The following is a 22,971-nucleotide window of genomic DNA, read 5'->3' as shown; positions in this document are numbered from 1 at the left end:
CTACGGCACCGTAGGCTCCGCGCTTCTACCGTCGGATCACCGACATGGAACGGCGGGCCCGCGTCCGGTGCTCGCGCGGAGCACAGGACACGAACCCGCCGTGTCGAACCTGCCGTGAGCTACTTACCGGCAGGCCGGTCCTTGCGGCGCCGTCACGTAGACGGCGTCGGAGCCCAGCCGCGCCTGCTGCGAGAGCAGCATGTCGGCCTCGAGCTGCCGCGACTGCTTGGCCGGGGTGCCGTCGCCGCCCAGGCGGCGGTCGGCGGGCCGCTCGTACATCGGAGCGCCACCGCACATCGCCTCGGCGAAGCGCTGACGGCCCGCGAGCTGACGCTCTTCGGCCTTGCGCTGGTACGCCTCTCGCGCCTCGGCGTCGGCGATGGCCTCCACGAAGGCCTGCGGGTGCACGATGGCGACCAGGCCGGAGACGTGGCCGAAGCCGAGCGAGGTGACCAGACCGGCCTTGAGCGGGAAGCGATCTCCCACGGTCAGCGCCTCACGCAGCCACACCAGGTGCGGGTACTGGGCCATCTTCTCGTCCACGCAGTCGAGGCTGCGGTTGGGCGGGATGACGCCCTGCTCGAGCACCTGGCACAGGCCGATCATCTGGAACGCCGCCGCGCCGCCCTTCGCGTGACCGGTGAGGGTCTTCTGCGAGATGACGAACAGCGGAGCGCCTTCCGAGCGCCCGATCGCCGAGGCCAGCCGCTCGTGCAGCTCGGACTCGTTGGGATCGTTTGCGGCGGTGGAGGTGTCGTGCTTGGAGATGACCGCGATCTCGTCGGCGCCGACGCCCAGCTTGCCGAGTTCCTTGGCCAGCTTGGACTCCGGGCCACCGCGGCCCGCGCCCAGGGCGCCCAGGCCCGGAGCCGGGATCGAGGTGTGCACGCCGTCGGCGAAGGACTGCGCGAACGCGACCACACCCAGCACCGGCAGACCCATCTCCAGGGCCACCGAACCGCGGGCCAGCAGCACCGTGCCGCCACCCTGCGATTCCACGAAGCCGCCGCGGCGACGGTCGTTGGCGCGGGAGAAGTAGCGGTCGCTGATGCCCTTGGCGGACATGACGGCCGAGTCGGCGGTGGCGGACATGTCGCCGAAGCCGACGATGCCCTCGATGCCGAGATCGTCGTAGCCGCCGGCCACGACCAGGTCGGCCTTGCCGAGCTTGATCTTGTCCACACCCTCCTCGACGGAGACCGCCGCGGTCGCGCAGGCCGCGACCGGGTGGATCATGCCGCCGTAGGAGCCGACGTAGCTCTGCACCACGTGCGCCAGGGCGACGTTGGGCAGGGCCTCCTGCAAGATGTCGTTGGCGTGCGGCTCACCGAGCAGGTTGTCGATGTAGAGCGAGCGCATCGACGACATGCCGCCCATACCGGTGCCCTGGGTGTTGGCCACCATGGCCGGGTGCACCCAGCTCATCAGTTCGGCGGGGCTGAAGCCGGAGCTCAGGAACGCGTCCACGGTGCAGACGATGTTCCACAGCGCCACCCGGTCGACCGAGCTCACCATGTCGGCGGAGATGCCCCACTTGGTGGGGTCCCAGCCGGTGGGGATCTGGCCGCCGACGGTGCGGGTCAGCTTGGCCTTGCGGGGCACGCGAATCTCGGTGCCCGCCTTGCGCGTCACCTGCCAGTCGCCGGTTCCGGCGACCGGGGTGACGACCGTCTGCTCCGGGTTGGCGGCGAAGAAGGCGCGGGCCTCGGCCTCGGTGTTGACCACGAAGGACAGATCCTTGTCCAGGAACACCGAGGTGAGCAGCGGGGCCGCGTTCTCGATCATGGCGCCGTCGTCGCCGTAGCGACGGACGCCGCAGCGCTCCACCACGGTGTCGTGGTAGCGGTCGGCCAGCTCGGATTCCTCGACGTACTCACCGGATTCGGTGTCGTACCAGCCCGGCTTGGGGTCGTTCTCCCAGGTGACCAGGCCGGTGGTCCAGGCCAGCTCCAGCACGCCCGCGGCGGAGAGCTGGTCGGAGACCTCCATCTCGAAGCGGGTGCGCGCCGAACCGTAGGGGCCGAGCTCGCCCGCGCCGACGATGACGACCATGTCGTCGAGATCGGCGGTGACCGAACCCCATTCGGGGGTGACCAGCTTGGAGCTCAGGGTCGGCGGAGCGGGCAGGGCGGAAATGGTCGCGCCGTCAACGCCTTCGGAGTCGGCGGCCGCGGCCTCGGCCTGCTCGCGCGCCTCCTTGGCGAGGGCGGGCAGATCCAGCTTGGCCCCGGCCAGACCGCCGGTGAGGTCGATCTGCTGCGGTCCGGACGCAGTCACCACGCGGGCCCGCGAGGTGCACCACTTGAGCAGCTCGTCGGCCATCTGGATGGTGGACCAGGTCTGCACGCCGGCCTTCTCGACGGCCTCGACCAGCGGGTCGTTGCCGCCCATCAGGCCGGTGCCGCGCACCCAGCCGATCAGCGCGTGCACCAGGGTGACCCGCTCGGACCAGGAGGTCTCCGCGCGCCACTTGGCGACGATGGCGTCCAGGGCGGCCTTGGACTCGCCGTAGGCGCCGTCCCCGCCGAACATGCCGCGGTTGGGCGAACCCGGCAGCACCACATGCAATTTCGCGTCCACGTCGTGGTCGGCGCCGATGGCGGACAGGCCGCCGATCAGACGTTCCACCGACCACAGCAGCACCCGCATCTCCATCTCGGCGCGAGCGCCGGCGTCGGAGAGGTCGCCGACCACGCGGGGCGCGGCGAACGGCAGCAGCAGGGTGGGGGTCATCGCCTCCTTGACCAGGATCTTGGCGCCACCGGCATTGTCGACCTGCTCGGTGCCGACCCAGTCGATGAGCGCGTCGATGTCGGTGTAGGAGGCCATGTTCGCCGGAACCACCCACAGCGCGGCGCCCTTGCGGGCGTTGTCGCGGTAGAGCTGCTTGTAGAAGCTCATGCGGTCGTCGTTCAGCGAGGAGGTGGTGACCACGACGGTCGCGCCACCCGCGAGCAGCCGGCCGGTGGCCGCCGCCGCGATGGAACCCTTGCTGGCGCCGGTGATCACGGCGATGTCGGAGGACCAGATGCCCGGCTCGGCCGAGCTGAGCGCGGCCTCGGCGATGGCGCCGTAGACGCCGGCCAGCACCGAGCGGGCCTCCTTCATCGCGCGGTTGCGCCACCAGGTGGCCTGCGCCGCAACGGCTTCACCGGCGCCGAGGTAGCCCTCGACGGCGGGTTCGGCGGGCAGCGAGCCGTCGTTGCCGAACCACAGGCGGGCCAGATCCTCACGGGCCGAGGCCCACCGGTCGTCGATCAGGACGGCCTTCTTGGCGTCGAACGCGGGCGCGACCAGACGCGGCCAGTCCGAACCCAGTTCGGCCGACACCAGATCCACCAGGGTGTCCTCGGTGGCCTCCGGCGCGGACGCCTGCTCGGCGTGGCCGAGGGACTCCAGGATCACCCGGGCGGCCTGCGCCAGCACGCCGTCGCGGCCGGTGATCTGCTCGGTGAACTCGCCCAGCGCGGCGGCGTCGACGGTCGCGCCGCCCGCACCGCCACCGGCGGAGGGCATGGAGACCGCGACTCCGCGGCGCGCGGCCACGGACTGCACAGCGGCGTCGATCGCGGCGTCCACGGACGCGGCGTCCGACAGTCCGCCCGCCACCAGGCCGCCCAGGTCGCCACCGCGGACCGACTGGCCCTCACGGGTGCCGAGGGAGACCTCGGCGGTGACGTGGCTGGCCCAGCCGTCGCCCAGACCCCAGGTCTTCTTGACCCGGTCGGCGATGGCCGCCGGACGCTTGCCGGACGGGCCGAACACCTTGCGCAGGTGGTCGCCGATGGAGTCGGACAGCACCGAACCGAACGGCTTGTAGGTGCGGGCCAGGCGGTCGACGGTGTTGGACAGCGCGCCCATGTCGGCGTCGGCCGCGCCGTCGATGGCGCCGAGCGACAGCTCCGCGCCGAGGTCGACGAGCAGCTGGTTGCGGCGCGAGGACACGCCGTCGCACAGGCCCTCGATGGTGTCCACCGGGCCGATCTGGTCCATCCGCAGCTTGGTCCACAGCGCGATCAGCACGCGGGTGGCGTCGGCGGCGGAGAACGCGATGTCGTCCGGCGTCGGGCCGCCGGTCGGCACGGCCACGGGGGCCGGGGCGGCAGCGGCGGCGGGCGCCGGTGCGGCGGAAGCGGTCTCGGCCGGGGTCTCCTCCGGCTCCTCCACGGGGGCCGGGTCGGTGTCGGTCGAGTAGACGATGCCGCGCTCGCGCTCGATATTGAGCACCTCGACGACAGCGCTGCCGAACTGCGGCAGCTTCAGCGTGTTCGAGGCCAGGTTCGCCACGGTCGGCGTCGCGGCCAGACCGATCTCGACGAACCGCTCGACGCCCACGCCGCCGTGCTCCACATCGGTGAACAGCAGGTCCTGGGTCTCGATCCAGCGGACCGGGCTGGCGAACTGCCAGGCCAGCAGCTCGACCAGGACCACACGGCACAGCTCGACGCGCTTGGCCTCGGAAGACCAGTCGGCCCAGTTCGCCAGCACCTCGGCCAGCGGCTCCGACGGCACCAGATCCGCGATCTCCTGGACGAATTCACGCTCCAGGTTGAACGGCTTGGGCACCAGGTTCGGAATGTAGCGGCCGATCAGCAGCTCCGGCTGCAGGTCCGCGGGCAGCAGGTCGAGCAGCTTGGTGCGGAACTCCGGCACGCCGGCGCGCAGCACGGTCGAGTGGAACGGCACGTCGATGCCCGGGATGAGCACGAACGCGCGCTTGCCGCCGGTCTCGGCGCGCAGACGCTCGATCTCGTCCTCGAGCGCCTCCATGCCCTTCACCGTGCCCGCGATGGCGTACTGCGCGCCCCGCAGGTTCAGGTTCACGACCTCGAGGAACTCGCCGGCCTGCTCGCCCAGGCCCTTGACCCAGCCGATGACCTCGTCGTCGGCGATGCCGATCTGCGAGGGGCGGATGGCGGCCATGCGGTAGTCGCTGCGGCCCTGGGCATCCCGGGGCACCAGCTCGTGCATGGCCGAACCGCGCTGGAACACGACCTCCAGCACCGCGTTCAGCGGCAGCACGCCCGCCGCGGCGGCGAGGGCGTTGTACTCACCGACGGAGTGGCCCGCCAGCATCGCGCCCTCGATGAAGGCGCCCGCCTCGCGCAGCTCGGCGACCTGGGCCACACCGAGGGTGGCCATGGCCACCTGGGTGAACTGGGTCAGGTGCAGCACGCCCTGCGGGTGGCGGTATTCCACGCCCCGCGCCTTGAGGTAGGTCGGGTTGTCGCGCACCACGGCCAGGATCGAGAAGCCCAGGGCCTCACGGGTGTGCTTGTCTGCGCGGTCCCAGATCTCCTTGGCGGCCTTGGACCGGGTGCGTGCGTCCAGGCCCATCCCCTTGGCCTGAATGCCCTGCCCCGGGAAGGCGTAGACCGTCTTCGGCGGCGCGATGCGGCCGGTGGCGGTCATCACCAGGTTGCCGTCGATGCGGCAGGAGACCTCGACGATCTCCGAACCGTGGTCCACCGCAACGCGTTCCACGCGCACGTCGATCTGCGCGCCGAGGCGGACCATGCCCAGGAAGCGGGTGGTCCAGGCGGTGATGGTGCGCGGCGGCACCTTGTCGCCCAGGTCGATCGCCGAGACGGCGTGCTGCGCGGCGGCCGAGAGCCACATGCCGTGCACGATCGGGGTGCCCAGACCGGCCAGGCGAGCGGCGTTCTCGGAGGTGTGGATCGGGTTGAAGTCACCCGACACGTGCGCGAAGGCGCCCATGGCGCGCGGGGCCACCAGGGCCACGTCGCGGCGGCGGCGACGCGGGGTGTCGGTGGCGTCGTCGGACAGCGAACCGGCGGCGCGCGGCGGGTCGGTCAGCTCGGCCTGGCCGGTGCGGCCGCGAATGGCGAAGCGCTCCACCAGAGTCGCGACGGCCGGGGTCTCCAGGCCGTGATCCCGCATGACGCCGACGGTGACCTTGACCTCGACGACGCGGCCCAGGTCGGTGTCGAGCACCTCGGCCGACTCGGCGCGGACCGCGAGCACGGCGTGCTCGGCGGGCAGCGCGCCCAGCAACTCGATCTGATGGTCGAGGTGGACCAGGTCCAGCATGCCCTCGATGACGGAGTGCGAGTCCGCGGTGCGGGTCGCGCCCAGAACCGCGAAAACGGCGGGCCAGCAAGCGCCCACGAGCACGTCGGGGGCGGTGCGGCCGAGGGTGGACAGGCTGTCCGGCAGGCCGGCGCCGGTGACACCGGCGTGGTCGGCGATCAGGTCCGGGCTCCAGGCCAGGTTGACGTGCGCGACCTGCGCGCCGTCGACCGACTTGACCTCGGGCAGCGACTTGCCCGCGGCGACCGCGAGCAGCGCCGACATGGCGGCCTCGGCGTCGTCCTCGGTGATGACCGGCGCGCCACCGTTGTACACGGAGACCGGGACGGTCATACGGATCCGGACGGCGTCCTGGCCCAGCAGCGGGACCGCCAATTCCAGGTAGGCGCAATCACTCTCGGGGCCATCGGTGGCCGAGAGGGTGGAGCCGGTCGGCGGGTGCTTGGCGCCCTTGCCGTTCATGACCCACTCGCCCAGATCGCCGAGGCGGTGGATGGGGTTGACGGTGGTGCGGCCGGCCCACTGCACATCCGGTGCGGCCAGCACGATGTCGAGCAGTCCGCCCGCGACCTCGGTGCGGCGGCGGCCGTCCACGGCGGCCGGGACCACGCCCGCGCGCACCAGGGTGAAGGCGGTGTCCTGCTCGAAGCGGTCGAGGAGTTCACCGACCGGCTCGTCCACGCGGGTGATGCCCGCGACGGCGACGGTGCCGGGGATGACGCAGACCTGGTCGGCGGTGTAGCGGGCATCGTGGGCCTGCCACAGCGAATCCGAACGCCACCAGCGGCGCACGTCCTGGTCCACGACCGGGACGAAGTTGACCGGCTTGCCCGGGATCTTGCACAGCGACACGAAGAACGGCACGTCGGCCGGGTGCAGCACGGTGTCGGCGGCGGCCGGGTATTCGGCCTTCAGGGTGCAGATGGCCTGCACCGGGGTCTCGAAGGCGGAGTCGTCGGCGAACAGGGTCGCGATCTCGCCGCGGTCGGCCGGGTTGAGGCGGGATTCGGTGCGGCGCACCATCTCCGCGAACCGGTCGCGCCAGGTGATGTCGAGCCAGACCGAGCGGGTGGCGTCGGCGATGGCGTCGGCGAAGTCGGCGCCGCAGTCGAAGTCCTTGCGGCGGTCCAGGCCCACGGCCAGCTCGACGTAGCGCTCCAGCCACTCCAGGTAGGTCATGGTGGCGACATCGCCGAAGTACGGCTTGGCGGTGCCGTCGAGCGCCTCGATGATCTCGGCGCGGCGCGCGGCCACGGCGTCGGCGTCACCGGCGACCTCGTCCAGCAGGCGGCCGGTGCGGGAGGCGGCGTTGTCGATCTCGTGGATGTCCGCGCCCAATTGGCTACGGCCGGAAGCCATGCCGCCGACCGCGGTGCCCGCGCCGACCCAGTCGGGGGTGCCGGGGGTGTCGACCAGCAGCTGCTTGACCTCGGGGGCGGTGGTGGCCTCGAGCGTCGCCATGGCGGCGGTGCCGACCAGGACGCCGTCCAGCGGCATGGCCGGGTAGCCGTGCTGCTGCGACCAAACGCCGGTGAGGTATTCGGTGGCGCGCTCGGGCGTGCCGATGCCGCCGCCGACGCAGACCACGACATTGTCGCGGCCGCGCAGCTCGGCGTAGGTGTCGAGGAGCAGGTCGTCGAGGTCTTCCCAGGAGTGGTGACCGCCGGCCTTGCCGCCCTCGATGTGCATGATCACCGGGTAGCCGGGGACCGCGTCGGCGATGCGCAGCACGGCGCGGATCTGCGCCACGGTGCCGGGCTTGAACGCCACGTGGGTGATGCCGACCTCGGACAGTTCCTCGATCAGGCCCACGGCCTCTTCGAGTTCCGGGATGCCGGCGGTGACGATGACGCCGTCCAGCGGCGCACCGGCGGTGCGGGCGCGCTGCACGATGCGCTTGCCGCCCAGCTGCAGCTTCCACAGGTACGGGTCCAGGAACAGCGAGTTGAACTGCACCGCGCGACCGGGCTGCAGCAGGCTCTTCAGCTCCTCGACGCGGTCGGCGAAGATCTGCTCGGTGACCTGACCGCCACCGGCCAGCTCGGCCCAGTGGCCGGCGTTGGCCGCGGCCGCAACGATTTTCGCGTCGACCGTGGTGGGGGTCATGCCCGCCAGCAGGATCGGGGAACGACCGGTGAGGCGGGTGAAGGAGGTCTCCACGACGACGCGGCCGTTGGGCAGGCGGATCGGCTTGGGCGCGAATTCGCTCCAGGCCGAGGCGACCTCGGGGGCCGCGCCGGGGGTGAACAGGCTGCGCTGGCCCGGGCGGGTGGAGGCGGCGAGCACGCCGACGCCGGTGCCCTTGAGCGAACCGGCGGTGAGGCGGGTCAGCAGGTCGCCGGGACCGAGGTCCAGGATCCACTGCGCGCCCGCGGTGACGGTCTCGTCGACGATGCCGACCCAGTCGATCGGGTCGACCAGCACTTCCTGGGTGAGGGTGGCGGCCAGGTCGGCGTCCAGGCCGCACTGCTGGGCCCAGCCGCGGACCAGGTCCACGGTCTCGGCGAGCGCCGGGTGGTGGAAGGCCACCTCGACCGGGATGTCCTCGAAGACGGGGGCGAAGACCGCGCCGCCACGCTTCTTGGCGTCGCGCTCGGCGGCCTGCTCGGCATTGATCTCGGCGGCGCGCTGACGGACGCGGTCGAGCTGGGCGACCGGGCCGCTGAGCACGACGCGACGGCGGCCGTTGCGGATGGACAGCACGGCGGCCTTCTCCGGCGCGACACCGGTCATGACCTCGGCGACAACGGCTTTCAGGGCCTCGGGGTCGACATTGGAGACGGCGACCATCGGGGACTTCTCACCGATCGGCAGCAGGCCGCGGCGGCGGGCGACGAGGCTGGCGGAGGCGCCGACCAGCTGGGCGATGGCCAGCAGTTCGGCGTCACGCCGGCCGTGGGCCTCGGCGGCGGTGGCGGCCAGGCGGCCCTGCGAGTGGCCGATGATGGCGGTCGGCGCGTGCGCGACGATATCGAGGCCCTGCAGGCGCAGCGCGCGCAGCGCGGCGATCTGGGTCAGGAGCACACCCGGCATGGAGACGGCGGCGGAGCGCAACACCTGCGCTGACGGCGCTCCCGAGACCTCCCCCTGCTCCGGGTCGGCAATCTCTTCTTCCAGCATCCACGCGATGGGGTCGAACCCGACCGGCCGGACCACGAGCAGCTGCGCCGCAATCGGTTCCAGCGCGGCGGCGGCCTCGTTGACCAGCGCGGTCAGTTCGGGCTCGAGCGCGGAGTCGCGCCCGATCTCCTCCAGCTCGGTGAGCCACTGCGCGCCCTGGCCGCCGAAGGCGAGCGCGTACGGCGCGCCGTCCAGCAACCGGTCCAGCAGCGACGACCTGATCCCGCTCTCCCGTGACTTCCCCGCCGCCCTGGACTTCGATCCGGTCCCGGTGCTCTCGTTGATCGTCAAGACGTTCGACTTCCTTCTCCTGGCGGCCCGTCTCCACAGGACTGGACCGCGCTCACGGTGCGCAGGTATCCCTCCGGCCCGCAGGCCCTGGTAGATGCCGAGGATCGCACAAAATCATGAGGATCTCCTCATGTTTGGCCCGCCGACCAGGGGTTTACCGCCGAGTATTTATGTACGTCCGTACCAGAATAATCAGAAACATGACCCTCCCTCATGTTTGAAGCCGCTGGTGAGCTCGGTTACGCCGGTGTAGGAAACGTGAGCCTCCCTCACATTGGCATTTATCAAATCGTTATAATCGCAGGTGAGGTTACCGACCAGTACGCCACACGTCCCCGATGCTTCGCGATCCCCGTTGGACCCGGTAAAGTTTGGACGGTCGTACCGTTAGCGCGAGTGGCGAAATTGGCATACGCGCCAGATTTAGGTTCTGGTGTCCTAGGACGTGCGGGTTCAAGTCCCGCCTCGCGCACACATTCCGCAGTCCCGGCCACCCCCGGCCGGGACGTCCACTTTGCCCGAATCACCGGGTTAGCCAACGATCTCCGCGCACGACACCGCAACCAATCAGCAAACCCTTTGCGGCTCTCGTCCGCCCCTGTCCGGTCCCGCCCCCTCCCCGACCGGAAAAGGCCTTCCGTCACGAACTTTCCCGGGCTGGAATATCGGGGACCGAATAGCCTTACCCGCACCCAGATTCGCAACCGAAGGGCGTTCCATGCGAGTTCCATCCCGCACCTCACGACGCGGCCGCATGCGGCGCAAGGCGGCCGGCCTGGCCGCGGCAGTCGTCGCGGCATCAGTCGGCGCGGGGATCGCGCCCGCGAGCGCGGATCCTGGATTGCGGGAGGTGATGTTGGTCGGTAGCAATTGGCAGGGGACGGCCGACATCATCAGGGCTCGTGGGGATTTCGGGAAGATCGGGTCGATCGACCTGATTCCGGACAAGGATGAGCGGCTGCGGGAGATCTATCTGAATCCGGTGAAGCTGGCTTACTTTCTCGGGATTCGGCTGACCGTTGGCGAGGGGCACGACCAGTACGTCGATGACATGTATACGACGCCGGACGGGTCGGCGGTGGTGGCGTCGCGGCCGAGTTTCGCCGATGTGGTGTCCGTCGACAGCGCGACCGGAAAGGTGAAGTGGCGGTTCGCGGTGTCGGGGAATCGTGCTGATCACATGGCGGTGTCGCCGGATGGGCGGCGGGTCGCGGTGTCGGCTTCGACCGGCAATGTCGTGCATGTGCTGGACATCGAGACCGGGGTCGAGCTCGGGCGGTTCCCGACCGGCGACAAGCCGCACGAGAACGTCTTCGCCAAGGACGGGACCATCTGGAACATGGCGATCGGGGATGTGAACACGCCGTTCGACGATCCGCTGCTGGACTGGACGAAGGGGGATCGCAAGATCACCGTCGCCGATGCCGCCACCTATCGGGTGGTGAGGACCATCGATATGCGGGAGCGGCTGGACGCGTTCGGTCGCAAGGACCTGTCCGATGCCATCCGCCCGGTCGCGTTCCTGCCCGACGAGTCGAAGCTCTACTTCCAGGTGTCGTTCTTCAACGGCTTCCTCGAATACGACGTGGCCGCCGACAAGATCCTGCGGGTCGCCGAGCTGCCGAGGAATCCGGCCACCAGCCCGGACCGCACGACCTGGGTCAACGACTCACGCCACCACGGGCTTTCGATGGACCCGGACGGCAAGAAGCTGTGCGTCGCGGGAACCATGGACGACTACGCCACCGTCGTCACCCTCGCCGATCTGTCGGCGGGTCCGCTGATCCCCGCCGCCAAGCCGTACTGGGCCACCGTGAGCGGCGACGGGAAGGCGTGCCTCATCTCCGAGAGCGCCGCCGACCAGGTCACCGCGATCGACTTCGCCACCGGCGCGAAGATCACCTCGGTGCCGGTCGGCGACCACCCGCAGCGCGTCCGCCTGGGACACCTTCCGGCGGACTGGAAGTCGCCGACCGCTACCCGGTGAGGCGGGACAGCGGGCCTTCGAGAATCGCCAGGCGGACCGCGGACAGCACCACGGCGCGGTGGGGCAGGCGGAGTCCGCCCGGTTCCGGCTCGTCGGCCCAATGCCAGCCGCCGGGCTGGTCGCTGGTGGGCAACATGATTCGGGTGCCGGGCGCGGGGAGCGTCACCGAGTAGCCCTGGAGGAAGGTGCGAAGCCGCTGGGGTACACGGTGATTCGGGAGTGGCGGGGCGACCAGGAAGGTCCAGTGGCGGTCGCGCGGGTCGGCGATCACGGGCGTGGACGGCAGCTCGGACAGGCGGTCGAGGACCTGGCGGCCGAGTGGTTCGGGGAGGGTCAGGGCTTCGACGGCCGCGCCGAGGGTGAGCAGGGGCCGGTCGGCGTAGAGCTCGACGGGTAGGCCGTAGCGGGCGCGGAGCACGTGAGCCGATTCACGTGGGGAACAACACGATTCGAACATCGGGACCTCCGGACGCACGGTAGGGGTTGCACCCGGTGCCGAAGGTGTCCGCGGTCCGTGGCCGACGCGAGGGCATGAACGGAGGTGTCGCGTCGAGAGCGGACACCGGGCGAAGTGGAGGCTCGACGACCGGCACCGGGTGCGAGGAATAGTCTCGGGATCGCGGGTGCCGGGGCGGTGACGCGGCGATGGCGTTTCGATGACCGACTGTAAAGCTGTGTCCCCCGAAGTCGGAGCAAACCCTGTGAGGTGGCTCACCGCCCGGGCAGCGGGTCGGGAGCTTCGGCCGCGACGCGCACCGGCGGAAATGCGTGTTCCGCTTGCCGATAGAGGGATTCGAGCGGCAGCGGGACGCGACTGGCCGCCAGGACCTGGTTGCCGGTGTATCCGGCGAAGACGTCGCCGTCGAGCATTGCCCGGTACGGGAAGGCCGCGCGGATGTCGTCCAAATGGTGGCGGGTGCCGACCAGGTTCAGGAGATAGAGGCCGTCCGGGCGCAGGACTCGCGCCACCTCGGCGGTGAAGGCGGGGCCGGTGATGCCCTGGGCGATCCGCAGGCCTTCGAAGGCGTCGGCCACCACCACATCCGCGGAAGCCGTTGGCAGGGTGGAGATTTCGGTGAGTCCGTCGCCGAGCCGCAGGTCGAGGCCGGGCACCGAGCGCAGGCCGAGGCATTCGTCGACGAATTCGGCCAGCGCCTCGTCGGCCTCGATCACCAGGTGGCGGGAGCCGGGCCGCACGGCCGCGAGGTAGCGCGGGAAGGTGCAGCCGCCTCCGCCGATGTGCACCACGTCCAGGGGTGCGTCGGCGGGTTCCAGGGAGTCGACCACGTATCCGAAGTAGCGGACGTACTCGAGTTCGAGATAGGTCGGGTCGTCCAGGTCGATGTAGGACTGGGCGATGCCGTTGACGGTCAGCAGCCACCCGCCCGGCCGTTCCGCGTCGGCGCGTAGCTCGGCGCGCCCGAACCGCACGTCCCGTGACCGGTTACTCATCGGTACATGATCGCAGGACCGAAGCGGGTCCCCCGCAGCGCTGCCTCGGGGGACCCGCCGGAGCCGGAGCCCTACTTCTGGATCAGCTTGTGCTTGAGCTGCTCGATGGTCTGCCCCTTCAGGCCGAGCCCGTCCTTCAGGTACTTGTCGACCGAGCCGTAATCGGCGGTGAGCTGGTCGATTCCGGCCTGCAGGAAGCTCGCCTCGACACCCAGCAGCGGCTGGTAGACGGCGGCCGCGCCGGCGCCCTTGGCGGCGGTGATCTGCGCGAGGGTGGCCGCGATGGACTTCGCGGAGTACTCGTTGGTGAGCAGGTAGTCGTTCATGATGGTCTGCTGGTCGACGCCCGCGAGACTGAGCAGCAGGTAGGACGTCCAGCCGGTGCGGTCCTTGCCGGCGGTGCAGTGGAAGACGGCCGGGCCCTGCTGGTCGGCGAGCTGGGTCAGTAGGTCGGCGAAGCGGGCGCGCTCGTAGGCGCCGGTGACGAACTGGCGGTTGAGGGCGCGCATGGCCTCGCGGGCGGCCTCGGGGCTGGTGAGGTTGCCCATGGAGCCGGACAGGTCGCCGCTCAGGATCGAGATGTTGACGTAGGAGGTGCCGGTCGGCAGGCGGTCCGGCTTGGCCGCGATCTCACCGCTCGTGCGCAGGTCGAAGGCGGTGCCGAGGTGCAGGCCGGTGAGGGTCGCCAGGTCGGCGTCGTTGGGGGTCAGCGCGTTGGAGCGGTAGAAGACGCCCTTGTTGACGCGATGGCTGCCCTGCGCGTCGTAGCCCGCGCCGGTGCCGGCGACGTCGCGGAAGTTGTCGACGCTGGCGAGGCGGGGGGCGTCGGCGCCCTGATCCTGGCTGGGCTTGGCGACGGCGGCCGGCAGCGCCGACAGCTCACCGCCGGCCAGGTTTCCGAGCAGCGGGCTGACCAGCAGCCCACCGCTGAGCGCGACAACGACGGCGGTACGACGCCACGAAACTGACAACTGACTCACTCCTAATCGCGTGTTGATCGCCGACAGATCTACGCGGGCGGAGTGAACCAGCGGAAACCAGACAGAGAACAGTCCGGCCGGTCTCGTTCAGTGGGACATCCCCTGGTTCGAGGTCGCGGTGACGCCTATGAGCGCTTGCAGTACTGCCGCAAATTTGCCGATGTTCTCCGAAGCTTTGGTAAAACCACCCATTTCAGTCGCCTGACCTGCCTAGACTTCCCGCATGGAGGTCCACACCCGGCAGTTGCAGTATTTCGTCGCGGTCGCGGAGGAGCTGAGCTTCACCCGCGCCGCACAGCGACTGCACGTCTCCCAGCAAGGCCTGAGCACCCAGATCAAACAGCTCGAACACGACATGGACGTCACCCTGTTCTCCCGAACAACCCGGCAGGTGGAGTTGACCGCCGCCGGGGCCGCGTTCCTGAAGCATGTCCGAAATGCGTTCGCCGCCTTGAGTTCCGGACTCGAGGAAGCCCGCGCGGTGCACCGCGGCGAACACGACCGACTGGTCCTGGGCTGCCTCGAGGGCGCGGCGCTCACCCTCACCGAGCCGATCCTGGCCGCCTTCCGGGCACGGCACCCCGAGGTCACCATCGAGCTGAGTCACTTCACCTACGAGACCCCGTCGGCCGGACTGGCGAACGGCGAGGTGGACGTGGCGTTCGTGCGCCGCCCCTTCGTGGATGACGGCCTGCGCTTCGAGCCGCTGTTCCGCCAGCCCCTGATGGCCATGCTGCCGACCCGCCACCGCCTCGCCGCCCGCACCGAGGTCAGCGCCGCGGAACTGCTCGACGAACCGATCCTGACCTCCGGCCCCGCCGACCCGGTGTGGAATGCCTTCTGGCGCTTGGAGTCCCACCGCGACGGCCGTCCCGCCCCGGTCGTCCACCCGGTCAAGACGCTGCTCGAGGAACTACACCAGGTCGCGACGGGCATGGGCATCGCCATGACGGTCCCGTGCGCCGCCTGGATCAAATGGCCTGGCGTGCGCGTGATTCCGGTGACCGACGCCGCCCCGAACGAGGTCGCGGTGTGCTGGCGTGCGGGCAACCAGAGCCCGCTGGTGCGCTCGTTCGTCGAGGTGGCCCGCCGGGTCCGCGACGAGAACCCGGACCTGGTCGCGCGCTTGCAGGAGCTTCATCATGCCGTGCCCGCGATGTCGTCCTGAATCAACAACTTCCGCTTGTCGATAATCCAGAACAATTGATTTCAGTTCTTTTCCGCTGTCGCATAACGTTTCTCGGCGTGAGCGAAAGCTCATTCTGGAAACATCTGAAGGAGAAGAACACATGGGTTCCGTCGCCAACTTCCTCTTGGACGCTCTCATCTCGGAGCTGACCAAGAAGCTCTTCAGCGGTTCCGCTGGAAAGTAGATCATCGCGCTTCACGCGCGATATCGAAGGGGCAGTGCCGAGTCGAACATCAGGGCGACCCGGCACCGCCCCTTCTTTTGACGGAAAACACTGACAATCGACAATTGTCGATCCACCGATACAAGTGATTCATCGAGATCCGGCCCGCGCCCTGCCTGCCTTGCGCGAAGCTGTGGGATCAGCCCCGGTGAACGGCGCTAGTCCACCCCGAGCGCGGCGGCGAGCAGCGGCCACGAATTGTGGAGGTCGCGCTCCCAGTAGGCCCAGGTGTGGGTGCCGACGGGCCGGAAGTCGACCTGGGCCGGGATATCGAGTGCCGCAAGGCGATCGGCGAGCTGATGGGTGCAGGAGTTGGTGGCGGCCTCGATCAGTCCGCCGAGCACCATCTGGTTCGCCTTGGTGATGACCTGGTCCGGTGTGGGCTGCGCGCCCAGGGACTCGGCCGGGCCGGGCAGACCGGTGCCGCTGGCGAGGTAGATGGCCTTGCCGCGCAAGCTGTCCGCGTTGAGAACGGTGTCGTGGGCGCGCCAGGCCGGATCGTCGTCGGGGCCCCACATGTTCTTGGGATCGGCGTCGCCGCGCGCGAGCACGAGCCGGATGTAGGCGCGGCCGGCCGGATCGGAGGTGGAGGCGCACCCGCTGTACGCGGCGACCCCGGCGTACACGTCCGGTGCGGCGGAGATCAGATCCAGCGCCGAGGTGGCCGACATGGATACGCCCGCAATGGCGTTCACGCCCGAGGCGTGCAGCGTCGCGTCGATGATGGGCGGCAGTTCCCGGGTCAGGAAGGTCTCCCACCGATTGCGCCCGATCTTCGGATCGTCACGCTGCCAGTCGGTGTAATAGGAGAATTCACCGCCGACGGGCGTCACCACATTCACGTTCTTCTCCCAGAAGAACGCCGCGATGTCGGTCCGGCTGTACCAATTGGTGATATCGGTTCCGCCGCTGGCGCCATTGAGGAGATACAGCGTCGGCGCGTTGGGCTTCGCGGCGGCCATCACCTGCAGCGGTATAACTCGTTGCATGGCAGCCGAATACACGTAGAACATCTGCTGCCGCTGTCCCGCGCGATCGATGTGGTCCAGATGGGACGCGACATCGGCCCGCGAGACCTGGAAGACGCCCGGGGCGACGGTGAGCAGAGCCGCGGCGGCGGCACACGAGAGAACGAGCGACGATACGGTCCGCCAGGGCGACACCACTGACTCCTCGGGGAAGCGATGAAAGGTCCTGGGCCGCGGCGGCCGCGCGCACACCGCGGCCCAGGGGTTTTCGAGCCGGTGACTCAGCTGCCCATCAGGCGCCGGATCACATTGGCGATGGTGTCGCTGACCGACCCGGTGGAGCTGAGCCCGTTCTGCGAGGAACCGAAGCCGCCCTGGTCGAGGCTGCCCAGCAGGGCCTCACCGGGATTCGCGCCGCGACCGGTGAAGCACACGCCCATGCTCGGTTGCTCGGAACCCGAGCCGACGGTGCCGTGGACCTGCATGCCGCCGCTGAGGACCGTCTGTCCATCGGTGATGGAGGCGGGCACCCGGTAGGTGAAGGCGGCGGTGACCGGGTTGCCGGAGTTGACGAACCACCCGGTGCTGTTGACCCGCCAGCCACCGTTGTCCGGCTCGGGCGATACCTCGGCCGGCTGCTCGCCCTGCCCGAAGTGATACGCCGTGACCACGACCTTGACCGGCTTCTCGAAGCCTGGCGGCGGGAAGTCCACGATGCCGTTGATGTACGGGTTGCCGATGCTGGTGGTACCGACCCGCAGCGAGTAGGTGACCAGCGTGCCCGCCGCGGCGGTCTTGATGTCGACCGACTTGTCGTAGGTGTGGGTGATCCAGACGCTGGAGATGCCCGGGTTGTAGTCCACATGCTTCGACTGCTCACAGGACGGCGTATCGGCGGTGGCGGGCGCGGTGCCGAGCGCGATACCCGCCCCCGACATCACCAATGCGGCCGCCGCGACTCCGGCAGCCAATTTCGGGGTCTTACTCATGATTCCTTCCAGCAGTTCCGGCCGAGCGCGGAACCGATAGCTAGTGAGCCGGTGGGGAATTCGAGCTTTCGCTCACGCCGAGAAACGCTAGAGCACAACGGAAGAGAACTTAAATCCGAATTTCGGGACCACTGACAACCCTGGCTTGTGAATCGCCACCGTGCCGGCCCGCAGCCTGCCACGAACTACAACGACAGGTTGTAGACGAACCGTGAATTGTGATTTCTCACGCGACCTGCACCGTCCTAGCATTTTCCGGCGTGAGCGAAAAGGCTCACGGTCGAATGAAGTTCCAGAGACACAAGGGAATTCGCCATGGGACGAGCCGTGAAAAACACCGCCGCGGGCACCCCCCTGACCACCGGGATCGCCTACTCCCAGGCGACCTGGGGCGTCGTCGACAGCGACACCACCAAGGGTCCCTCGATCACGGTCGGCGGAACGCCCGGCGGCGGCAATTCCGGCAGCAGCAACCTGCCCGCCCCGCTCAACGCCCTGACCTCGCTGCTCGGCGGTACCGGCTCCAGCAAGTAACACAGCGCACGACGAAAAGGCCCGGAACCGTTGATTCCGGGCCTTTTCGGTGCGGCTCGGGCTAGGAGCCGGCGGAACCGGTCAGGGTCTGCAGCCACGGAAGCTGCGCGGAACCCGAGCCGAGGCTGCCGGAGCCGGAGTCACCGCCCGGGGTGCCGCCGGGATTGCCGCCCGGGGTGCCCGCGGACACGGTGGTCGTGGTCAGGGTCGGCGCGGGGCTCGGGTAGCACTTCACCGGCACGTCCACCGCGCCGAGAATCGTTCCGGAGTCCACCGAGGCGGTGAAGGTGAGGCCCGGATCGTCGTAGCTCGTACCCGCGATGGTGCTGGTCAGGGTGCCGACGGCGGACGCGGTGAGGTTGACGGTCACCGCGGGCAGGGTGAAGGTCGCACCCGCCGCGGTCGAGCCGGGGGCGTTGAGGGTGATCTTGCCCGCCGACTGGGCGACGGTCGCCGTGACCGTGCCGCCGGATACCGAGGACGACACGTAGGTCGAATCGGCCGGCACCGGCATGATCAGCTTGATGCCGCGAATGCTGCGCAGGGGGTGCCCGGAGACGGTCGCCGGGACCTGCATGGCCGCGGGGGTGAGCGTGATCGCCACGGCGTCACCGGTCTTCGCGGTGCTCGGCGCGGCGCCGGTCACCCCGAGGGCCATGGTGAAGGTCTGCGCGCCGCCGATCGGCGGCGTGGCCTGGCACTGGAAATTGATGGTGGTCGGGAGCGGATCCGCCTGAGCGGGGCCCGCCGCGAGGCCGAGCGGCAGCAGCGCCAGGGGCGCGAGAGCGGCTGCGGTGACAAGAGTGGATTTCATGGGTGTACTCCTCGGACTCGCGAATGCGAAAAGCCTTTTCGGCCTCGGCATTCCGTACCAGAACGCACCGAAAACGCTAGGACACATTGGGAGACAAGAGAAATCACAATTTCGAAGCCACTAACAATGTCTGGGTGTCAATCGGTTCGGTGAATTGCCGGATACCGGTACGAATCAGGAGCCCGAGCCGGAGGACGAGCCCGAGCCGCCGGAGCCGCTGGCCGAACCCGACGCGGAGCCCGAGGCCGAGCCGGTGCCCACCGGGCCGTCGGGCACGCTCGCGCCCTTCGAACCGGGGCGGTTGATGTAGACCGACACCGGAGTGGAGCCGTTCGCCTCGACGGTCACCACGCGCGCACCGGGCGCCGAGGTCACCGTGCCGCCGTCGACCCGCACCTGATATCCGTTGGGGTAGTGCAGATCCGAGACGTAGATCTCGGTCGGCTTGCCCGTGGCCCGCGGCGTGTACCGGTAGGCGAAGTCACCGGTGGCCGGGTCGAAGATCATGCGGCCGGGGGTGCCGGAGGTGGCCTGTGGATAGGTGCGGACCAGCTGGTTGCCGATCTCGCCGAGGAACGGGTCGGCGCCGCGGCCCGCGCCGTACTGCCAGTACTGCCATCCGATGAACCGGTCGTCGGCATTGATCAGGGTGTTGCTCAGCACCGTCGCGTCGCCGTCGCCGAATTCGGTGACCAGCGAGGGGATTCCGGTGCGGTGGGTGAAGGCGTCGATATTGCCCCAGGTCTTGCCCTGCTGCAGTGGGCACAGACCGCGCAGGAAGGTGGGCAGGCCGCTGTAGATGGCCATCTGGCTGGGGATGCAGTAGTCGTGCGGGGCGAACACGATGTTCGGGGCGCTGATCGGCGGATTCTTGCCCAGATTGCTGGGCATGGTCTCGTTCCAGGTGACATTGGGTTCCCACAGCACCATCAGGCCGGCGTTGCGGGCGCGCACCGCGTCGGTCAGCTTCTGCATGGCGGCCTGGTACTTGGCGTCGAATCCAGTGCAGCCGTTGGGGAAACAGGACAGGAACGCGGTGCCGGGCCACGGCTCGTTGAGCAGTTCGAGCCCGAGCGCGCCCGGATGGCCGTTCATCTTGTCCGCGAGCGCGGCGAGGGCCTGGCCGAGGTAGTCGAGGGCGCCGTAGGTGTTGTTCCAGACCTCGTCCCAGCCCGCGTTCATGGTGGGCATCAGGTAGTTGAGGGGGAAGCCGGGGTTGGGTTCACCGGCGGCCGGCCGGGCGTGGATGGCCCATTCCGGGAAGCCGTTGCCGCCCCAGATCTTCGACAACCCGTCCTGGTGGTTGTCGAGGACGGTGTGTATTCCATACTGCGCCAACATGTCCACGGCGGCCGCGACCCGGTCCAGGTAGGCCGTGTCGACGACGCCCTCGGTCGGCATGAGCCCGTCGAAGTTGACGCCGAGACGCACGGTATTGAACCCGTGCCGGGACAGCAGCTCCGCGTCCTGGGCGGTGATCGTGGTTTCCGGCGCGAAATAGGGCGGTTCCTTGTTGACGCTGTTCACGCCGTGCAACAGAACGACTCGACCGTTCTCGTCGACGAATCGGGAGCCGTCGATATGCAACGCCGGGAGGCTGTCGGTCGCGGCCGCGGCGGCCGGAAGCGACGACCCCGGCACACCCGGCGTCACAGCGAACAGAATCGCGGCGGCGACGAGCGAAATGATGGATGTCGAATAGCGTCTGCGCACGCCGGGAGACGCTAGGGCACCGAAGAAGAGAAGTTCAACCCAATTCTCCCATTCATTCACAAGCTGACCTTGTCAATCGCCGGGGAACTACTGTTTCCACTCGCTGCCGCAGTCCCGCTAGGTTTTTCGTGCGGCCGACCGGCAGCCCCGCGGACGAGACGCCGCACTGTTCATTCACGAAGAGGTTCATATGCTGATGAGAGGCCGAGTACTGGCCCCGGTCGCCGCGGCGGCTCTCGCATTCACCGGCATCGCGGCGCACCAGGCGCCCGATGCCGCCGCGGAACCCGGCGGGTGGACCCTGCCTCAACTCACCGTCTCGAACGGCGTGATCACCGATGTCACCGGTCGCACGGTGTTGTTGCGCGGCACGAATGTCAATCAGCTCAACGACTACGCGCAGAACGATCAGCCGCTGCCGACCGCCGCGCCGCTGGATCACACCGACTTCGAGCAGATGGCGGCCCTCGGCTTCAATGTGGTCCGGCTGAACCTGGCCTGGTCCGCGCTGGAACCGACGCCGGGCGCGTTCGACCAGGCGTACCTGGCCCGGATCCACACGGCCGTGAACGACGCCAAGGCGAACGGCATCTACACCGTGCTGGACATGCACCAGGACGCGTGGGGCAAGGCCGTGGGCACGCCGAAGGGCCAGGGCTGCCCGATCTTCATGAAGCCCGGCATCGGCTGGGACGGCGCGCCCGCATGGGCGACCCTCACCGACGGCTGGACCACCTGCAATTTCGGCGGGGTCCGTGAGACCGCGCCGGCGGTGGCGCGCTCCTTCCAGAACTTCTACGACGACACCCAGGGCATCCAGGGGCACCTGGTGAACACCTGGGCCAAGCTGGCGGCGGAGTTCAAGGACGAGCCCGCGATCGCCGGGTACGACCTGCTCAACGAGCCCAATCCCGGTTTGCGCGACCCGTTTTCGGCGGCGGACCAGCTCGGCAAGTTCTATCAGCGGGTGATCGCGGCCATCCGGCAGGCCGAGCACGGCAGCGCGCCGCACCTGGCGATCTTCGAGCCGTCCGCCATCTGGTCGGCCCTCGGGATCGACGCCACGCCGCCCGCGAAGTACATCACCGATCCGCTGGCGGTGTTCTCCCCGCACCTGTACAGCGAATCCATCAATATCGTCAACGCCTTCCCGAGCATCGAACTGGGCTTCAAGATCGGCCTGGACGCCGCCGCCAAATACAAAGCGCCCCTGTGGACGGGCGAATGGGGCTGGTTCGGCGACCCGAGTTCCGATGCGCCCAAGGTGGATCGGTTCATCGACCAGCTCAACGCGAACCGCGTGGGCGGCACCTGGTGGTCGTGGAAGCAGGCGTGCGGTGATCCGCACAGCGTGCGTGACGGCAATACGAACAAGGTGCAGGGCAACCTGAACCGCATCGACTGCCCCTCCGGCGTTCCGCTGGGCCTGGCTCCCGGCTACGCCCGCCCGGTGTCGCGCGCGTATCCGCGCGCGGTGCCCGGCACTCTCGCCACCGTGACGGCGACCGGTTTCACCGGCACCGGGACCGGTCGCGTGGAAGCCTGGTACCCCGGCACCGCGCGCCCGAATGTCCAGTCCACCAACGTTTCCGACCTCACCCTCACCCAGGTGGAGGGCGGCTGGCAGCTGATCGGCACCACGGTCGGCGCGTACTCGATCAAACAGTCCTGACGGAGCCCGGTCCCGGCGCTCCCCACAGTTAGTAGGTCCTCTGTGTCTTCACACAAGCAGCTCCGCGCCGATACCGCGGCTGTCGCCATGGCCGGTCTGATTGCGCTGGGCGCGGCCCTGGGCGCCGCGCCGGCGACCGCGCAGCCGAGCGATATCGCCTCGGGATCCGGATCCGGTTCCGGCTCAGGGAGTTTCGGCTCCTCGGGCTCTGCCGATTCGGGTTCGGCCAAGGTCGACGACCCGGTATCCACGCTGCCCGCCCCCGCCGTCACCGCCATCCGGCTGGACGGAGCGCGCAACTTCCGCGATATCGGCGGCTACCGCACGACGGACGGCCACACGGTGCGCTCCGGCGTGGTGTTCCGCACCAACCGCATCGACAAGCTCACCGACGCCGATCTGGCCAAGCTGGTCACGGCCGGGGTGACCCTGGACGTGGACCTGCGCAATGGTTCCGAGCGCAGCAGCGCGCCCGACCGGGTGCCGACCGGCGCGACCTACAAGGTCGCCGACGTGGTCAGCTTCGACAGCGGCATCGGCTTCCACGAGCTCCCGCCGATTACGCTGGGGCGCGCGGTGATCGACGGCCTGATCAACGGCTCCTCGAACATGGGCCTGTCGATCCAGTACCCGTTCATGGTGAACTTCCACGGTTCCGACGTCGCCTTCGGCACGCTGCTGCGCTCGATCGCGGGCAACACTGGCGCGACGATGTACCACTGCATGGACGGCAAGGACCGCACCGGCTGGGCGACCGCCGTGCTGCTCACCCTGCTCGGGGTGCCGCGCGATGTGGTGAACGCCGACTTCCTGGCCAGCAATACCGAGCTCGGCAACCCGGACGCCGTCGAATTGTCCTGGCTGCACGCCGCTTTCGCCGAAGTGGACCGGCTCTACGGCAGTGTCGACAAGTACGTGCGCGAGGGGCTGGGCCTGGATCAGGCCACCATCGACGCGCTGCGGGCGAAGCTGCTGGTCTGATCCGGCC

13 protein-coding genes and 1 tRNA gene are annotated in these 22,971 nt (G+C 69.1%); 6 read left to right on the top strand and 8 right to left on the bottom strand.

Annotated elements, in window-relative coordinates:
* Positions 1-123: 123 nt before the first annotated feature.
* Positions 124-9,462 carry a fatty acid synthase subunit beta domain-containing protein gene (locus tag ACQP06_RS07250; protein WP_433671412.1) on the bottom strand — a complete coding sequence of 3,113 codons (9,339 nt, stop codon included), beginning with the start codon at positions 9,460-9,462 and terminating at the stop codon, positions 124-126.
* A gap of 390 nt (positions 9,463-9,852) precedes the next feature.
* Here ACQP06_RS07250 and ACQP06_RS07245 point away from each other — a divergent pair.
* Positions 9,853-9,934 (top strand) — tRNA-Leu (locus ACQP06_RS07245).
* A 246-nt stretch (positions 9,935-10,180) separates the two neighbouring features.
* Entirely contained in the window at positions 10,181-11,449 is a 1,269-nt protein-coding gene (locus tag ACQP06_RS07240; RefSeq protein WP_433671411.1) for a YncE family protein, read from the top strand.
* Here the strand turns inward: ACQP06_RS07240 and ACQP06_RS07235 are convergent.
* The 3 genes from ACQP06_RS07235 to ACQP06_RS07225 all read right to left on the bottom strand — a co-directional run bounded on the left by ACQP06_RS07235 (position 11,439) and on the right by ACQP06_RS07225 (position 13,872).
* Positions 11,439-11,867 (bottom strand): hypothetical protein, encoded by a 429-nt coding sequence (locus ACQP06_RS07235; RefSeq protein ID WP_433671409.1) that lies wholly within the window; start codon positions 11,865-11,867, stop codon positions 11,439-11,441. The genes ACQP06_RS07240 and ACQP06_RS07235 overlap by 11 nt on opposite strands.
* A gap of 293 nt (positions 11,868-12,160) precedes the next feature.
* The gene (locus ACQP06_RS07230; protein WP_433671407.1) at positions 12,161-12,901 is read right to left on the bottom strand and encodes a spermidine synthase; all 741 of its coding nucleotides are present in this window, start codon (positions 12,899-12,901) and stop codon (positions 12,161-12,163) included.
* 71 nt (positions 12,902-12,972) lie between these two features.
* A complete protein-coding gene (locus tag ACQP06_RS07225) occupies positions 12,973-13,872 on the bottom strand; it encodes a tyrosine-protein phosphatase (protein ID WP_433671405.1) in 900 nt (299 codons plus the stop codon).
* A gap of 232 nt (positions 13,873-14,104) precedes the next feature.
* Between ACQP06_RS07225 and ACQP06_RS07220 the strand changes: the two genes are divergently transcribed.
* Positions 14,105-15,049, top strand: a complete 945-nt coding sequence (locus ACQP06_RS07220; protein WP_433671403.1) for a LysR family transcriptional regulator — start codon at positions 14,105-14,107, stop codon at positions 15,047-15,049.
* Between the two features lie 402 nt (positions 15,050-15,451).
* On the opposite strand, the gene ACQP06_RS07215 is transcribed toward ACQP06_RS07220, so the two are convergent.
* Positions 15,452-16,456 carry an alpha/beta hydrolase gene (locus tag ACQP06_RS07215; RefSeq protein WP_433671401.1) on the bottom strand — a complete coding sequence of 335 codons (1,005 nt, stop codon included), beginning with the start codon at positions 16,454-16,456 and terminating at the stop codon, positions 15,452-15,454.
* 86 nt (positions 16,457-16,542) lie between these two features.
* Positions 16,543-17,250 (bottom strand): hypothetical protein, encoded by a 708-nt coding sequence (locus ACQP06_RS07210; protein WP_433671399.1) that lies wholly within the window; start codon positions 17,248-17,250, stop codon positions 16,543-16,545.
* 315 nt (positions 17,251-17,565) lie between these two features.
* Here ACQP06_RS07210 and ACQP06_RS07205 point away from each other — a divergent pair, with 315 nt between their 5' ends.
* On the top strand, positions 17,566-17,784 hold the full coding sequence (locus tag ACQP06_RS07205; RefSeq protein ID WP_433671397.1) for a hypothetical protein: 219 nt from the start codon (positions 17,566-17,568) through the stop codon (positions 17,782-17,784).
* Positions 17,785-17,845: 61 nt separating this feature from the next.
* Here ACQP06_RS07205 and ACQP06_RS07200 read toward each other — a convergent pair whose 3' ends face one another.
* Positions 17,846-18,598 (bottom strand): hypothetical protein, encoded by a 753-nt coding sequence (locus ACQP06_RS07200; protein WP_433671395.1) that lies wholly within the window; start codon positions 18,596-18,598, stop codon positions 17,846-17,848.
* A 174-nt stretch (positions 18,599-18,772) separates the two neighbouring features.
* Positions 18,773-20,311 (bottom strand): cellulase family glycosylhydrolase, encoded by a 1,539-nt coding sequence (locus ACQP06_RS07195; protein ID WP_433671394.1) that lies wholly within the window; start codon positions 20,309-20,311, stop codon positions 18,773-18,775.
* 196 nt (positions 20,312-20,507) lie between these two features.
* Between ACQP06_RS07195 and ACQP06_RS07190 the strand changes: the two genes are divergently transcribed.
* Both ACQP06_RS07190 and ACQP06_RS07185 read left to right on the top strand, forming a co-directional pair.
* A complete protein-coding gene (locus tag ACQP06_RS07190) occupies positions 20,508-21,983 on the top strand; it encodes a glycoside hydrolase family 5 protein (protein WP_433671392.1) in 1,476 nt (491 codons plus the stop codon).
* Positions 21,984-22,025: 42 nt separating this feature from the next.
* On the top strand, positions 22,026-22,964 hold the full coding sequence (locus ACQP06_RS07185; protein WP_433671390.1) for a tyrosine-protein phosphatase: 939 nt from the start codon (positions 22,026-22,028) through the stop codon (positions 22,962-22,964).
* Positions 22,965-22,971: the final 7 nt, after the last annotated feature.

The organism is Nocardia sp. CA-136227 (genome assembly GCF_050955695.1).
Taxonomy (GTDB): Bacteria; Actinomycetota; Actinomycetes; order Mycobacteriales; family Mycobacteriaceae; genus Nocardia.
This window is presented reverse-complemented; position numbering and strand designations above follow the sequence as displayed.